At 60.2% G+C, this 17123-nt stretch carries 5 protein-coding genes; 2 read left to right on the top strand and 3 right to left on the bottom strand.

Annotated features, from left to right (window positions below):
• Nucleotides 1-15 precede the first annotated feature (15 nt).
• Nucleotides 16-660, bottom strand: a complete 645-nt coding sequence (locus JNN07_25865; GenBank protein MBL9171185.1) for a PEP-CTERM sorting domain-containing protein — start codon at nucleotides 658-660, stop codon at nucleotides 16-18.
• Nucleotides 661-943: 283 nt separating this feature from the next.
• Here JNN07_25865 and JNN07_25860 point away from each other — a divergent pair, with 283 nt between their 5' ends.
• Both JNN07_25860 and JNN07_25855 read left to right on the top strand, forming a co-directional pair.
• On the top strand, nucleotides 944-4171 hold the full coding sequence (locus tag JNN07_25860; GenBank protein MBL9171184.1) for a DUF1553 domain-containing protein: 3228 nt from the start codon (nucleotides 944-946) through the stop codon (nucleotides 4169-4171).
• A gap of 3 nt (nucleotides 4172-4174) precedes the next feature.
• Nucleotides 4175-5638 (top strand): DUF1501 domain-containing protein, encoded by a 1464-nt coding sequence (locus tag JNN07_25855; GenBank protein ID MBL9171183.1) that lies wholly within the window; start codon nucleotides 4175-4177, stop codon nucleotides 5636-5638.
• 384 nt (nucleotides 5639-6022) lie between these two features.
• Here the strand turns inward: JNN07_25855 and JNN07_25850 are convergent, their stop codons facing one another.
• The gene (locus tag JNN07_25850) at nucleotides 6023-13684 is read right to left on the bottom strand and encodes a lamin tail domain-containing protein (GenBank protein MBL9171182.1); all 7662 of its coding nucleotides are present in this window, start codon (nucleotides 13682-13684) and stop codon (nucleotides 6023-6025) included.
• A 327-nt stretch (nucleotides 13685-14011) separates the two neighbouring features.
• Nucleotides 14012-16636, bottom strand: coding sequence for a hypothetical protein (locus JNN07_25845; GenBank protein ID MBL9171181.1), 2625 nt, complete (start codon nucleotides 16634-16636; stop codon nucleotides 14012-14014).
• Nucleotides 16637-17123: the final 487 nt, after the last annotated feature.

The raw sequence follows: 17123 nt of genomic DNA, 5'->3' as shown, positions 1-17123 counted from the left end.
GGCCTCAAAATCGAATCAGGCCTTGCGGCGGCGCAGGAAGAATCCAGCGGCACCCAGACCCAACAAGGCGATCGTACCAGGCTCAGGCACGGTCAGCGAGTCGAGGCGGATGTTGTCGAAGTGACCACGACCGGTTCCGTTGACATGGGTCAACAGAATGCGGAGGTTGCCAGCGGCAACCGTGTCACCCGTGGTATAGGTGGTCCATTGGTCGGCGAAGGTGCTCGTCGGCAAGGTGGACGCATCAAACGTTTGGGTAGCCAAGGTGGTCGCAGTCGTCCCGTCCCAGAGCTGGAGCGAGAAAACCGTCTGGTTTCCCGGAGGGGTGAAGCCAGCGTTCCGGTTGCCGATCGCCACCGTCAAGGTGTACTGGGTGTTCGGAGAGAGGCTGGTGGACAAGTCCTGCCAGACCGCTCCGCCGTTCTGAATGCCTTGATGGTTCACGCCGTCGGCGACGAAACCAGGGATGTATTCGGAGAAGCTTTCTCCGCCATTCGGATTGGTTTCCTGCCAGCTGGCGGGAGTGGCGTCGCTCCAGCCGCCGGAGGACAGCTGTTCAGCTTCAAAGCTGTGGTTACCCACGGCGATGGAGTCGGCAGACACAATGACCGGGCTCAGCACCGCTGCCAGAGCCAGACAAAGGATAGGGTTGTGTTTCATGGTTGTTGTTTCTGTACTAGTGGCACACTTCGTGTACCCCAGAACGCCCACACACAGTGCGTGGGTTACTGTGACATTCTGGTTAAGTTCTCATTTAATGAAAAAGCCGGGGTAAAAGCAAGCGAATAGGGGTATAAAGCGGCAAAAAAGTTCTAGTAGCCGTCCGCCATAAAACCAGACTTGCGAAGGCCCCCGATAGTCCCAAAATGACATTAATGAATAATCCACGCGGCTGGCGGGTCCAGATCGTGCACAAATTGCCCCAAGCGCTATGATAGAATCGATGCTGCGTAATAACCCGAAAAGTCGGTTCCAGAGCTCAGGATCGATCTCTGGGGCACTGGCGCTGGTCCTAGGCCTCTTGGCCTGTGCCTTGAGCCGGCCTATCCAAGCCGTCCCCGCCACGGCCTCGCGATTGGATTTCAATCGTGACATCCGTCCGATCCTGTCCGACCACTGCTTCGCCTGTCATGGCCCAGACGACGCCAAACGCAAGAGCGGCCTACGGCTGGATCTGCCCAGCTCCGGTACCCAACCGCTGAAGTCCGGCGCCATCGCCATCGTGCCCGGAAAACCTGACCAGAGCGAGGTCATCAAGCGCATCGTGACCCAGGACATGGACGATCGAATGCCGCCGCCGAAGAGCGGTCACCCATTGACTCCCGTTCAAGTCGAGCTACTCACCCGGTGGATCACGGAAGGCGCTGAATACCAATCGCATTGGGCCTTTATCCGTCCATCACGCACTCCCCTTCCCCAGGTTTCGGATCCCGCTTGGCCACGGAATGGCATCGATCACTTCATCCTGAGCAAACTGGAGGAGCATCGGGTTAAACCCGCACCGGAAGCCGACAAACAAACGCTCATCCGACGCGCCAGCCTGGACCTGACGGGACTTCCCCCGACTCCGGCGGAGGTCGATGCCTTCCTAGCCGACACTTCTGATCGGGCCTACGAACACCTCGTCGACCGGTTGCTGAGCTCGCCTCATTACGGGGAGAAGATGGCGGTAGAGTGGCTGGATGCCGCACGCTATGCCGATACCCACGGCTACCACATCGACTCCGGACGCGACATGACCCATTGGCGCGACTGGGTCATCAAGGCCTACAATGACAATAAGCCTTTCGACCAGTTCACCATCGAGCAGCTCGCCGGAGATCTACTGCCTCAACCGACGCTCGATCAGCAAATCGCCAGCGGGTTCAACCGGAATCACATGATCAACTATGAGGGGGGAGCCATTCCGGAAGAGTATCACGCCGCCTACCTCATGGATCGCGTCAACACCACGTCCACGGTTTGGTTGGGGCTTACGATGGCCTGTGCCCAGTGTCATGATCACAAGTATGACCCCATCACGATGAAGGATTACTACCGCTTCTATGCCTTCTTCAACAACATCGCTGAGAAAGGCCTCGACGGAAGCCAGGGCAACGCCGCACCGGTGATCAAGGTCATGCGTCCCGAGCAAAAGGCGCGGCTGCAGGAATTCGATGCGACCATCCAGACCGCCGAGGCCAAGCTGAAGGACATCGAATCCTCGCTCCCCTCCGAGCAGTTAGCTTGGGAGAAGCGGATGGTGCGCGATGTTGATTCCCCTCGCGCACTTCCACAACCCCGGCTGCGCCTCCCTCTCGACGCGTCACTCTCCGGAACCCGGAATGATCAGCCGTTCTCCCTGATCGGCGACGAAACTGGATGGACCCCGAAGTGGGCCGACGCTTTGCTCGGACAAGCCCTCGAATTCGATGGCAAGCAGACCGGAAACCTGCGCGCCACCGAGTCTCTGGACTTGGAGCGAGACCAACCCTTTTCATTCGGTGCCTGGGTTAAGCCTGGGGCAGCGCACACCGGCACCCTATTCTCGAAGATGGATTCCGGGCCCCGGCTCCGAGGATTTGATCTCCTCCTCAGTGCCAACCGCCTCCATCTCCACTTAATCCACTCGTGGCCGGACAACGCGCTGCGTGTCGTCGCCAAAACCTCTCTGCCCAAGGACAGCTGGGGACATGTGTTGGCAACCTACGATGGGTCCGGGAAGGCATCGGGAGTCAAACTGTTCGTCAATGGCCGGGAAACTGCGGTAGAGGTGACCCATGACACGTTGACTGGCAGCATCGCCAATCGTGCTCCCTTTTTGGTCGGAAAGCGTGCCGAAGAGCATCCCTATCGAGGAGCCATCAGCGATATCCGGATCTACGACCGCCAGCTCTCTACGCAGGAGGCGGGCGAGCTTGCCTCCGGCGTCACTCGCCAGATCGCCCAGCTCGAACCGGACAAGCGTTCGGCTCATCAACAACAGCATCTAGCCGCATTTTATAAGCTCTATCATGCCCCCCATTGGGTACAGGCCAAGGACGCCGTCGCGGCAGCCAAGGCGGAGCGGGAAAAATTCGACAAGTCGATTCCCGATACCATGGTCATGGGCGAACTCGAGAAGCCACGCGAGACCTTCATGCTCATGCGCGGTGAATACGACAAGAAGGGAGAGAAGGTGGAGGCCGGAACCCCCGGAGCCCTGCCACCGCTGGCCGAGGGTCTGCCTTCGAACCGCCTGGGCTTGGCCAAGTGGCTCGTCGCGCCCGAGCAGCCCCTGACGGCTCGAGTGGTCGTGAACCGCTTTTGGCAGGCCTACTTTGGCATGGGGCTGGTCCGGAGCTCGGAGAACTTCGGGTCCCAGGCAGACTGGCCTACGCACCCCGAGCTATTGGACTGGCTGGCCACCGAGTTTGTCGCCAGCGGATGGAATGTGAAATCGATGCAGCGCCTGATCGTCACCAGTGCCGCCTACCGCCAACGTTCCACCGTCTCCCCCGAGGCCCTGGAGCTGGATCCCGAAAATAAGTGGATCACCCGCGGGCCGCGTCTCCGCCTGCCCGCCGAGTCGATTCGTGACCAGGCGCTGGCGATCAGCGGTTTGCTGAATCCACAAATTGGGGGAGCCAGCGTGTTTCCCTACCAGCCTCCGGGGCTCTGGGAGGAACTCATGGCGCGCGAGGACAACGACCGGTTCACCGCTCAGAAATACGTCCAGAGCAAGGGCCCAGACCTCTACCGCCGCAGTATGTACACCTTCTGGAAGCGCACATCTCCGCCCAGCGCTCTCGGAACCCTCGATGCTCCTGATCGGCAAACCTGCGTTGTTCGTAGGCAACGCACCAACACCCCCCTGCAAGCGTTGCTGTTGATGAACGACCCCACCTACGTGGAAGCATCCCGAAAATTCGCGGAACGACTGATGGTGGAGGCTTCGGATCCAAACGCGCGAATCAATCTCGCTTATCGAATCGCGCTCTCACGCCTGCCGACCGACGCCGAGAAAAAGGTGCTGAGCAGATTGTTTGACGAGCAATTCCAGCGCTACCGTTCGAACCGCAAGGCTGCTGAGGAATTGCTAGGCGTGGGTGAATCCCCCACCCGACCCGGGCTCGATCCGGCCGAGCTGGCCGCTTGGACTCTGGTCACCAACGCGATCCTCAACCTGGACGAAACTATTACCAAGGGCTGACCTATGAATCCGCACTACGAACTGCAATCGCTCCTGACTCGCCGCCATTTTTTCGGGCGCTTGAGCGGAGGAATCGGAACGCTCGGACTCGCCTCTCTGCTGAACCCCCAAGTCTTCGCCGCCACCGGACAACCCTCCGCCAGCCATGGAGTGCTCCCAGGACTGCATTTCGCTCCCAAGGCGAAGCGCGTGATCTATTTGTTCATGTCGGGTGGGCCATCGCATATCGATCTCTTCGACTACAAGCCGGGCCTGAAGGCTCATCATGGCAAAGAGTTGCCCGGATCAATCCGGATGGGACAGCGCCTGACCGGTATGACCTCCGGTCAAAGCTCTTTCCCCTGCGTGGCTCCCATGTTCTCGTTCCAGCAATACGGCAAGAACGGAACCTGGGTCAGTGAGTTGCTGCCTCACACTGGCAAAATCGTGGACGACATCTGCCTGATCAAGTCCATGCATACCGAGGCGATCAACCATGATCCGGCAGTCACCTACATTCAGACGGGCCATCAGCAAGCCGGACGCCCGAGTTTGGGTGCCTGGCTCAGCTACGGCATCGGCAGCGAGAACCAGCAGATGCCAGCCTTCATCGTGATGGTCTCCCAAGGCAGCGGCAACAAGACAGACCAGCCTCTCTCCACGCGCTACTGGGGCAACGGGTTCCTGCCGGGGCAACACCAAGGTGTCCGTTTTCGTTCAGGATCCGACCCGGTGCTCTATCTGAGCAACCCACCCGGACTGAACAAGGAGTCCCGACGCAGCATGCTCGACAGCGTTGGTCAGCTCAACGCCATGGCCGCCCAGAGCTTCGGGGACCCCGAGATCAATGCCCGGATCGCCCAATACGAGATGGCCTACCGGATGCAGGCATCGGTGCCCGAGCTGACCGATCTTTCCGGGGAACCCAAGCACGTGCTTGAATCCTATGGGATCAAGGAAGGCGCTACCGATGGCGGGTTCGCCCGCAACTGTTTGCTGGCGCGTCGAATGGTCGAACGCGGAGTCCGCTTTGTGCAACTCATGCATCGGGGGTGGGACCAGCACGGTGATCTGCCTCGTCAAATTCGGGGCCAATGCCGCGACGTCGATCAGCCCAGCGCCGCCTTGGTTAAGGACCTTAAGGATCGCGGCCTACTCGAGGACACGCTGGTCATCTGGGGCGGGGAGTTCGGCCGAACGGTTTACAGCCAAGGGTCGCTTACCAAGGATAATCACGGACGTGACCATCATGGAAGATGCTTCACCTTGTGGATGGCTGGCGGCGGAATCAAGTCAGGTGTGGTCTACGGACAGACCGACGACTTCTGCTACAACATCGTGCAAGACCCGGTCCACATCCACGATTTCAACGCCACGATGCTTCACTGCCTCGGGCTCGACCACGAGAAACTCACCTTCAAGTTCCAGGGCCGGCATTTCCGCCTAACCGATGTGCACGGGGAGCTGGTCAAAGGGATCCTCGCCTAGCAGCAACCACCGCCGGCGCGATGGGACGGCTGTTGTGAGTCGTCAGTCAGGTAGGGCGAGACTCTGTCGAGCCCACTCCTGCCCCAGGCTCAGGATAATAAAAGGGGCCACCCAGCGAGGGCCGAGAGGCGATCGTCAACACCCTGGCTCTCCCCGACGCAGCTCCTAACAGGTTCGATCACCTCGGGCCGATCAGGGCTCGAGCGGAAATCAGAACTATAAACCTCATCGGACCGCTTCGTGGTCAAGTCTCTCCCTACCCCGAATCGTCACCAAGGTAGGGAGGAATAGCCCCCACGTGGACAACCCGCAGAACGACTAGTCTAAGTCCAGCGGCCGGCTCGCTAAAGACCAGCACCCGTTCGTCAGAGAGACTTCCCCTCTTTATGGTTGGACGACCACCCGGTAGTAACGCTCCGGTTCATCACGAGGATCGATCCCGCTCAAGGTAGCCTGGGCTCCGACACCCAGCACCTCAGCAAAAGGTGCCCAGGCGGCTTCGTCGAGTCGATCCCTGTACTGAACTTGGTAGCGAATTCCATTCTCCGCACCAAAAGACAGGGTGAGCGAACCATCCTCCGCGGTTGCAACACTCAGCTGCGGCGGAACTACCACTTCCGGGGCTTTGACCGTGATCGACACGTTCACGCTTCGAGACAGAGGCGGCACGCCCTGATCGGTGACCACTATCGTCATGGTGTATTCGCCAATCTGTTCGGCCGAAGGCGTCCAGTTGAAGTCGCCAGTGTCCGGATTGATACCTGCCCCCAGCGGGCTACCACCGGCCAGTGCGAAGGTCACGATCTGCTCCGGCACATCGGAATCCGTCGACACCGCCGTGAAACGAAGAGGCAATCCGGCCACCACGGTCTGACTAGGAATAGCAACCAGTCCAGGGATGGTATTCACCTCCAGAACTTGGATAGCCACCTCCACGGTCGCTGCCAACGAAGGAGTCCCGTTGTCAGCAGCCTCAATCGTGACCAAGAAGTTGCCCGGGCCCTGCTCCTCAGTGGGGGTCCAGGTGAATCGACCCGTCGTGGCATCGATGGCGGCACCCGCCGGAGGGTTGTTGATCAACCGGTAGCTGAGTTGTTGGGTGACATTCGGATCCGTCGCTTGCACGGTGAATGCCAGCAGAGTCTGCTCGTCCACTTCTTTCGAAGAAACGGCACCCAAGGTCGGTGGGTAGTTGGCATTCGTCGCGTCGTTCTTCTTGCGCGGGGTCGGAGCCGGCATGTAGACCATAGGCAACGGACCACCGTCTGGGAATCGACCGATACTGTAGTCGGTAACCTGGGCCGGAAATCGGAAGCCATCTACCAATCGATCATCAGGAGCGATCAACGCCAATTCCTCGCCTCCTGCCGAAAGCTGGAAGTCCACATGCAGATCGGGACGCGCCGCCTGGTTCAGGCTGGGATCCCCATCGGCCCAGACCAGCAAGAAGCCCCCGGCGGGAATGGCGTAGCCAGCCGGGATAGTGAATGGGTTGGAGTTGGTCAGGTTGTCCGTCAGCCGATACCCAGCCAAGTCCACGGTCGAGGTGCCACCATTGTAAATCTCAAACCAGTCGCTGAACCTGCCCGTAGCAGGATCTGCAAGGGTCTTTTGATTCGAGGCCATCACCTCGTTGAGCGTGATGTTCACATCCGGATAGACGGGGTTGTTGGTTCCTCCCTGGGTGACGTAGAAGAAGGACCGCCGATTGCGCGGCTCCCCATCCGGAAAACTTCCATAGCTCCGGTCGTTAGGAAGGACCGGATAGTGAATGTAGTCGATGACCGCCGGAGCCGACGGATTACCCTGGAGGCGCACCAGTGCCACAAACCCGTTGGTGGGCGAAATCCGGAACGGTGTGTGCAGCGCCCCCGCCGCGGTCTCGTTGGGCTCGCCATCCGTCCAGAGAGTCAGGAACTGCTTGGGGGCAATCGTCGTTCCCGCCGGGAACGGCCATCGCGTCAAGTTCGTCGTGCTGTCGGTGAGATACAAACTCGACAAGTCAACCGCCACATCGCCGGAGTTGTAGAGTTCAACGAAGGGCTCCCGATCGCCGGCATTGTCCGTGGCCCCATTCACGTTGTTCGGCAAAATCTCGTTGATCCACACGAGCGGGAACGCGGGGAGGGTCTGACGCACGAGATTGGTCCGCCCTGGGGTGACTCGATTCAGATCGTTGGTAGCGGTCGCCGCCCAGTTGGCGACACGGTAGGTGTCCTTGGTCGCATCGACGAGTTGCAGAGAAGGTCCGAACCCATCCGCCTGAACGGGCCAAGGCAGCACATTGTCATACCGAACATCATTGATCACCAGGTCGTTATCCGGAGTCTCACCCGGCTTGACCAGGCTCAGACGCTCCCCGCCGGAATCCAGCGAACCAGCGAACTCGTCCCAGACGGTAATCCCGGAGCCGTAAGCCAGAGCAAAGTCAGCGCGGCTCTTCGCGAGAATCATATAGCTCGAGGGGGAGATAAGGCTGCCCGCCGGGAACACGTAGCTCAATCCATCCAGGCGATACCCGGAAAGATCAAAGGGGGTCGTGGTGGAGCGGTTGAAGAGTTCGACAAATGAACCCCTAGGGCTGGTTGGATTGTAGTGGATCTCATTAATCACCACAAAGTCGCTGGGCTGCTGCGGAACACCGTTGTAGGTGACGGTGATGACGTCGCTGCCACCGGATACCACATTCCCCCGAAGGTCCTTGCCGACCAAGGTGAGCACGTTGGCCCCGTTGGCCAGCGGAACGCTGATGGAGTAACTGGTGAAGCCGGTCCATTTGACCGGATAGGGAATCCCGTTGACTTCGATCGTGGCCACTTCAAAAGGAGCGCGGCCGGTAATCGTCGCCACGGAGTTGGCCGAGACAAAGTTGTTACCTCCGTTGTTGGTAATGGATAGCCCGATCACGTTCGCGGCGGCCACCTGCGCTCGCAGATACTCCCGACGTTGGTCGATGTACTGCCCAATATCCGCGGTCCCGGCCAGGCCGCTGATCTTGTTCTTGCTCAGAATGATTCGCCGAGAATCGATCTGTGGCGCGTAGCGCGAAGGCTGCATAGGGCCCGAGATCCCATCCAAGAACGCCCGATACAGCATGCGGCGGAAGGTGGGATTGTCATAGACCCGGGTGTTCATAACCGGGTCTTGTCCGCCCCACAGCGCGTCCGTCGGCCCATTGCCCAACCCGAGCACAAAGTCGATGTCCCACGGCAGCAGCACCCATTTAGCGCCTGGCTGACGGTAGAGATACATGTTCTGCCCAACGTTGAAGGTCCAGGAATCCCAATTACCCATCATGCGGTGGTAAGCGAAGACGCGCATCCACTCTTCCATGTCGGCAATATTCATCAGTCCGGGCACGTGATCGCCCGACGCGTTGATCGCTTCTACCAGCTTGAAGAAGTTGGTGTAGTTGTTGGCGCTGTCGTTGGCCCGCAGCTGCCAGTTCCACCGGTACCGCGCGAGGTCAAAGACGCCACCGGTGGTACGGAACTGCTCCATGGTAGCCCCGGTGGCCCCGCTGGTGCTGTTGTCCTCAAACCACACCGCAATCTTGAACAACTCACCCACCTCGCCCGAGGGGTACCAAGCCTCCGCATAGGGATTGCTCGGCTGCTCGGCGTCCTCGGAGATGGACTGATGGAGGGTCCCGTTCCGGTAGAACAAAATGTAATGCGCATGCAGGTAGGACAGGCCCAACTCGCGACTGAACCAGTTGGCGACCCGGCCGCGCAGGCCACTGGCTTCTGCTCCGCCATTGCCCGTCGCTCCGAAAACACGATCGCGAACACCCAGCAACAGATCATCGGCCGGAACCGTGATGGCGAAGTCCCCAGTCCCACTGTGGTAAGGGCTGCCCTTGTCCCGGAAACCGACGTTGTAGATGATGCGTCCGTTCCCATAAACCAGCGTCGCATCGCGATAAAAGTTGTTCAACGCGGTGGAAGCTCCCCGAGCGCTCTCGGTCGCGGCCGTGCTCCACAGGTGGTAGTGGCCGAAGCTTCCGAAGGGAATGCCGTCATTGAAGCGGACCAGGCATTCCTGGGCGGGGGCACCAGCCGGGAAAACTGTCCCTGCCGGAACGGCCGCTGCATCCAGAGCCTCCACTCGGAACGCCATGATGCCCGAAGCGCGACCCGGGACCGTGCCCGAGTAAACCCCGTCTCCAGCCACTTCATCGCCCCCGGTTCCGTCGTCCAGCATGACGACGTTGGTCAGAGTCTGCGTGGAGTCGAAACGGTATCGCACAGTCACCGCGCCCACTCCATCGGGATCGGAAACCCGGCAAGTCACCACCACCGGCTCGCTCGCCCGCGGCAATGCGGGAGAATGGCTCACGTGGTAGATGGCAGGCCCAGCGTTGTCCACCCGACGGCTGTTCAACTGTCCCGGCGAGCCAAGGTTGGGAGGGACGTCCATCTTACCAGCCAGCTCGAGCCAGTTGCCCTGGAGCCTTAGTAAGATCTCCGGCCAGCCCGCCATCCAGCGAACCTTGGCCTTGATGCGCCCCGTGTTTCCGCTGGCCAGACCATTCGCCAAGGCGCGGCGAACGCTGTTGATGCCCGTATCCCCATCGCCCTGCGCCCGAATGTGCAGGCTCCGGCTCCCGCCGATGCCGTTGTTCGTGTCGATGGTGCTGAGGCCGTGCGTTCCGGTCATCTCCCACCGCTGCGTCGTGTTCGTCGCCTCGAAGGAACCGTTGACCAGGAGATTGGTGCTCCCCACCTTGATTACTTCCACATCGTCCACCTGACACTCCCCTGCCCCCTGGAGTAGGATCAAAAGTCGGTTGGGAGTGTAGGTTCCGTTGCCGTTGTCGAGAACACCCGTGAAATCGAGCGTGGTCCAATCCGCTTTCGTGGTCTCGTCCGAGTCAGCCCAGCTGGCAGCCTGCTGAAGGTCGGCCCGTGGGTCGATCAGCTCCAAACTGGAACCGCCCCCATCAGCCCACTTGCCCCAGCGGCCTCCCGTCCCATAGGTCACTTCCGACACAACCACGGGCAGGGTCACCGTCGCCGGGTTTTGTGGGGTCCCCACATCGAAGGTCTGAGGCTTGCTCAAAACCACGGAGTCTCCTCCGTTCCCAAGCGTGCCCGAATAGTCGCCCGCGGTGTTGGCTGCGGACAGGTGTCCATATTTCGAGAGCAACCGGGCGGAATTTTTGGCAATCACTAGATACCCACCGGGGGCCAGAATGCGGCCCGTCGGGATGGTGTATTCAATGCCCGATGTAAAACTCCAGCCCGCCAAGTCGACGGGCGTGGTGCCCCGATTGTGCAGCTCGACATACTCGTCGTTGCTATCCTGGGTAATCGGGTTGTACATGATCTCGTTGATCACGACCGCTTCGGGTTTCCATCCCGAGTTCGAAGCACCCGGCGTGGCCGTTGCCAAGGGACGGATGACCGTCGCGCCATCGGGAACTCGCCCGTGACTCACCCCTTTTTCCTGGGGACCGAAGCGAACGGCATCAATCACCCGCGTCCCCGTCGAATCGATCAGATAAATAGACTCCCCGACCGAATTCAGTCCGAAGCCCAACTGCGCGCTGTCAAATGACATCAACCCGCGCGCGGCCAGCGAGGTCCCGGCCGCAATCTTGAACTTGTTTGTGGTCGGATCGTCCGAGAGGTAGCACCCAGACAGGTCCACCGCTGCGGTGCTGTGGTTGTAAAGTTCAACAAAGTCCACTTGTCCGACCGACTCGTGCGCCAAGAATTCATTGATGACGATCGAGGTCAAAGCCGAGGGCAGGATTGCCTCCATCTGGCCCGGCGTCCCTCCATTCATCTCGCTGGAGGCCCAGGCTCGGGGATCTGCCTCGCCATAGCTGGGTCGACGCAGAACCAGCGAGGGACCAGCACCATCCGCACCAACCGGCCAGGGAGCCACCGTCGCATAATCTACCTGCAGCTTCAGGGCGCCCCGAGCGTCCTTGAGTTGAACGGAGTCGCCGGAGTTGTTGAGAGAACCAGTCCACGGTCCGAGCACATTTGCCAAGCCATAAGCGTTTTGAACAGCGCTCGGATCGGCCGCGATCACCAGGAAGGCACCTGCCTCAAGCCGATAGCCGGCCGGAAACTGATATTGAATACCTCCCGTGATTTCGAATCCTGTGAGCTCCTCGAAAATGGACCCCGCGTTATAGATCTCAATAAACTCCAGATTAGGCGCCCCTGCTCCCGAAGACCTCGGATGATACATAATTTCCGAGAACACCAGCCCCGTGCGTCGGCTGGACGGTCCCAAACGTTCGACTTTGGGCAACTCCGTGACGACCTTGGTGCTCACTGTGTTGCCGTAGTCGCGCAGCTCCGCCTCGCTGGCCGCCGAACTCGATTGACTCGAAAGGGCTAGCCCCACCAGCACTGTATTCGAAATCGTGGTGAAACTATTGGTTCCCAAGAGCACCCAAGACTGGCCGTCCAGACTCGCATACCCGCTGAACAGATTTCCCGAGCGGCGCAATCGAAGCCAGGTGTAGGGATAGTTCACCGGCATGCCAGTGCCCGCGGAACTGACGGTGGTGGCGGTCCCCGTGGTTTTCCGAACCTCGAAGAAACAACCCAGCTGGGCGGAGGAGGCCAACGCGGCGGCGAAGACCGAATTCGTCGCCAAGGTCTCGCGCGCCATCAAGCCGACATGAAGAAACGCATCGGTGATAGTGGCCTTGGCGATGCGCCCCTGCAGGTCAAAGTCACCGGAGCGCGGCTCCCAGCTAAAACCAAACTGGTCGCTGCTGCCTCCGATATCGCTGCCCGCACCCGAGACGGCGAAGCCCCCCGGAATTCGGTTCAACGTGCCGATCGCGGTGGGCCGTCCAATATCGGTGGCAACCAACTGAACCGCCACGAAGCTGATCTGGGTCCCCTCGAGAATCGTGTTCGGGGTCGCCGCAATATCACGAACCCCCGAGAGCGTCACGGTGTAGCTCTGATCGAAGGTCAACGGGCTGCTCAGCGTGAGATCGATGGTTGTCGGATCCGCTCCCGCTTCAGCGGCCGTCACGCCGATTCCCCCGGAGAGCGAAAAGAACCCGGCCGCCGCGCCGACGGGAGGAAAAACCGCCTCATCAAAGAACAGCCGAACCTTGTCAGATCCCAAGCTCAGCGCCCGGATGGCCGAGGGTTTACCGGTGTCGGGCACTACGTGCAAAGTCACCTCTGCGCTCAAAGTCGTGCCAATCACGTTGGTAAGGACGCAACGCACGCGGGTGCCGTCCATACCCAAGCTGGGCACGAAACTGAGCACGGTGTTGGTGCCTCGCAACACATTAACACCGTTGGTCTGCCACTGGATAGCGGCCGGATCATCGGAGCCGATCGCGAGCGAGAAGGTCGCCGCCCGGTTCTCAGTCACGGTCACATCCGCAGGCTGCACTCCAACCACCGGCGGACGAGCACGCACCAGCTTGAGATAGTCCAGGAACCCACTCGTGGCGGTGTACCGAAAGGTTTGGTTGCTGCCGCCGAGGTCTAAAATAACTACCCGGTTGGCGGTATCGCGCAGAATGACCAATCGGTTGGTTTCGTAACTGCCCGTGCCCGGCCCCTTAAACGTTCCCTTGCGAGAGGTGGTCTGGCTCGTGTTGGTGGCAGCAATCGAAGTAATGGTCGAAAACACGCCCTGGCAGAGGTCCGGCCCGGTGTCCCCGTGCGACATCGCGGCGTAAACCAAATAGCGCCCGACTGGCAGGTTGCGCGTGTAGTTGAACCACTCGTTTCCTTTCAAAGCCCCAAGCCGAAAATTGGTCGTCATCGTCCACGCCTCGCGGTCCCGATCCGTGCTGGCTAGGATGGGGATGCGTGAGTCGTTGCGGTACAGCGGGCTGCTCGCATCCGCCGTCCGGTTGTAATCGACGGAGATTACCGCCGTGTTCAAACCGGCGAACGCGCCGCCCAAATACGGCATCTGGTTCGCGACCGCCAATGTCTGGCCCCGGGCATAATTGAAGTCTTCCGCCTCAATGACGAAGAGGTTGGTCAGGTTTTGCTGAGCCAGCCCCGAACTGGACCCCAGCAGAGCTCCCCCTAAAATGAGTGACATCCTGGAAACCAGCGACCACCAAGAAACAAACGTGCGCATGTTAGTGAGTTGAGAGTTGGGAGGGAAAAACCGACAGGCAACCGACACCGCAAAAGCAGCGGGTACGACGTACAGATAACAGCCGGAGCCACATGGATAAGTGAGTGTGGACGATCTTGAGCCTTTGGGCAAGCGGCCGTCCGAAAAATGTCACCCACAACCCGCGACCTGGGCCGGCTTGACAAAACAGTTGCGCCTCAAAAACGTACATCCAAGCATCGGAGAACCTCTTCTCCCAGGTCTTCATCGGCTTGATTCGGGAGGACTTCAGCCCCTTCCCACCTGAGTTTAATCGATGACCTGACGCTCCAGTTCCCTCACATAGCGAAGACGATCTCGGTTGGACAGAGCGCCCAAGTGCACCAGAAACTCCCCCGGCACAAAGGTTTCCAGCGAAGAGTTCATGACCGACTGGGGCAGGATGGCCACCTTTGACCAGTCACCCTTGAAGTGTTGTAATACGGCCTTAACAGTGTTCTGTTCCCACTTGTCCCCAAACCCATCGGGATTCCGACGTACATCCCCCAGAAAATAGACAGCCTTGAGGAACTCCAGGCTCCAAGACGTGCTGCGGATTAAGAAGACCCCCGTGTTCAGCCCGTTGAAATCGCTGGCGAACGCCACATCACAAGCCGCCGGAATAAGGTGGTCCACCCGCACACGCTGGTTCATGGGGAGGGTGTCGGCATCCACCCACATCACCGCCATGTGTCGTTCCTCCAGCACTCGCTGAACGGCCAGAACCTTGCTCCACGCCGTCGGGCGTTCGGGATCCAGTGTCTTCTCAAAACACACGAACCCATATCCATGCCTCGACGCGTAGCGCTCCCACATCGGCCGGGTTAATTCTCCGATGCACGCCATCTGAGCATCATAGAGCATCACAATGGTCAAGGGCTGGGCTGTTCCCGATCCCCGCGGGTTCGGCACAGCCTTTACCCGCCGATACCGCTCATCCACCCCCGAGGCCACAGGTTTCGAACTCCAGTCCCGAGTGGCGCCCACCCCCTGGAGCGGCCGAGCGATGCGAGGAGTCCAGCGCTGGCGTAAATCCTCCAGGAACCCACAACATTCACGGTGGTAGCGAAAGCCCGCAACCCGCTTCGGAGAGACAAACAGGCTCCACTTGTCGGTGTTGCGATGCTGAAACAGCAGCCTACCGCGAAAGTCATACTGTCGCATGCGCCCGTCGGGAGACCTACCGGGCATGACATACGATTTCCCCACTTTGTGAAAAGCCAGCCGGAAAGTCTCCTTGTCCCCGTGCGTGAGGGGATAAAAGAAATCAGAGTGCTCGTTCATCCACAGTGCGACCCGCAGCGCTTTCGAACACCGGCGCTTGTCCACCAGCAGTTGGCCTGTCTCAAAGGGACGGTCTCCGGCCTGAGCCAAGCCGCATAACCGAGCAGCCTCCGGCTTGAATCCCGTGCCCGGATTATCGGGCCAGAATACCGCCCCCACCTCACGGAACTCCCGAGTCTCAAACAGGAACTCAGGATCACGCACCACCACGTTGTCAGCATCCAACAGCAACACTTCCTCAAACCGGGAGTGCACCAGCGCATATGGCTTGAGTTCCCATCCCCCAAGCTTTCTGACGGGATGCCTCCGCGCAGTGGCCAAAGCATCCACGCACCGGACTCCCCAAGGACGGAGCAGTCCCCTCATCTCGGAGGTCATCTCCCGCGACCCCAGATACCAGAGTTCGATCGGCAGTCGACAACCCACCAGCCGCAGCATGCGAATAGCCACCCAGGCGCAGGTAAAATAGCGCACCCCGCCCGCGCACAGGACGATGCCGCGGCCTCTGCCTCTGCCCAGGTCCGACAACCCGGGCAGAAGCTGCAGAAAACGCTCGAGCGCGGGCCGAACATTTGCAGCGGTCAACGGCGCCAAGTCCAACGGATTACCCTGGGTCTCGCTCTCCGCGCGGTGGGCCGCAGCAAGTTCTCGGCGGTTCAGGAAACGAAGCCGCCCCCCCTCAAAAAATCGCTGCACCCGCCCCACCACTTCGCGGGCGGTGATTAAGTGCATGCAGTGCGGCAAGCCCTCGACGACATCTACGCAACGGTTCGATCTTCGGTCCCGCCCGTCGCCATCGCCCAACGGAACGGTCCGCGAACGCCAACACCCTCCCGCGGCGCAACAGGGCAACTGACCAATGGTGTGCAAGAACTCGTGTCCTGGATACGCCTCCCAGTGCGAAGGTTCGCGGCCGCCGGCCACAACGACGCAGGGACGTAAACCATCGGCGAGACGGCGAGTCGGGACGGCAGCAGCCAAGTGCATCAGTCCAGTAACCCCGCACAGCACCCCCTGGCATCCATACACCAGGCGGACCAGGTCGCGAATGGATGTCCGGCCGCGAAGGTCGATGGTGCCGCGCAGCTTGGGATGATGGTGGCCGGCCTGGCCCAGCTGCACAAACTGAACCTTGCCTTGCAGCTGGTCAACGACCTCCTGATAGCGAGCTGAGTCCCACCACTTGATGGTGACATCGTGCTTGCCGCCAGCCAGCACCAGCCAATAGGGGAATCGAGTGGATATCCACGCGCTCAGCGGATTCCGCTCCCTCCGCTCGCGGGCAGACAGATGGAGATCGCCCCGAAACTCCGTAGCCCTCACCTCCAAGCCCAGCCGAGCGTTCAGGTGATCGATGTAGCCGTGGACAAAGTGAAACGGAACCTGGTTGCTCCACTGGATCAGCGGGTAGTCACAGCGCACCACCTCCACGTCAGGATCGGCTGGGTCCAGGGGAGTGAGATGAGGATTATTCTCCCAGACTTCAGCACAGGTGGTTCGAACATCCGTTAAGAACTGGTTCGGGTAGCAGCGATGTAGATCGCGGACGGCGGCCGTCAGCATGACCACATCCCCCAGGGAAAGCTCGGTCTGAAGAATGAGTTTTCGCAACGGCCCCGCCTCTGTTCTCCGGTTCAGGACTGACACTGCTTGAGGTGCCAGATCTGGTCGACCAACTTCGGGTCAGCCACAATCCGCCCTACCGCCTGGTCCAGAACCTCCTCCAGCCCGGGCACAGCTGGGCGATTTCTGGCCGAGGACAGCCTCCCTTTTAGCGCGAGATGAGGAGCTAGCGCCAACCTCAGCCACTTCCGTATCAACTCACGCTTTACCGGAGTGGAAACCTTCCCGGAACTTTTTCTTCCGTCCCATCTCGGTTCCGCCACAGCCGGGAGCAGCGGGCCACCCAGCTTGCGCCAGTGAGAAGGAATTGTCCGTGAGCGCGGGCGGGGAGGACGCCCCGAGGGGCTGTCGCTATGTGAGGGCGGAGGACCACTTGAGGAAGAGGATCCGGCAAGGGAAGAAAGGATCCGGCGCCGAGTCGCTAAGGGAGAGCTGACGGGCAGTTTTTTGCTTGGCATAGCAATGGTTTGAGTCC

It is taken from the genome of Verrucomicrobiales bacterium, assembly GCA_016793885.1.
In the GTDB taxonomy this organism is placed as follows: Bacteria; Verrucomicrobiota; Verrucomicrobiia; order Limisphaerales; family UBA11320; genus UBA11320.
This window is presented reverse-complemented; position numbering and strand designations above follow the sequence as displayed.

Bases quoted from the DNA above. Each gene is read 5' to 3' on its own strand.
- JNN07_25865 (MBL9171185.1), bottom strand. From the start codon at position 660: ATGAAACACAACCCTATCCTTTGTCTGGCTCTGGCAGCGGTGCTGAGC.
- JNN07_25860 (MBL9171184.1), top strand. From the start codon at position 944: ATGCTGCGTAATAACCCGAAAAGTCGGTTCCAGAGCTCAGGATCGATC.
- JNN07_25855 (MBL9171183.1), top strand. From the start codon at position 4,175: ATGAATCCGCACTACGAACTGCAATCGCTCCTGACTCGCCGCCATTTT.
- JNN07_25850 (MBL9171182.1), bottom strand. From the start codon at position 13,684: ATGTCACTCATTTTAGGGGGAGCTCTGCTGGGGTCCAGTTCGGGGCTG.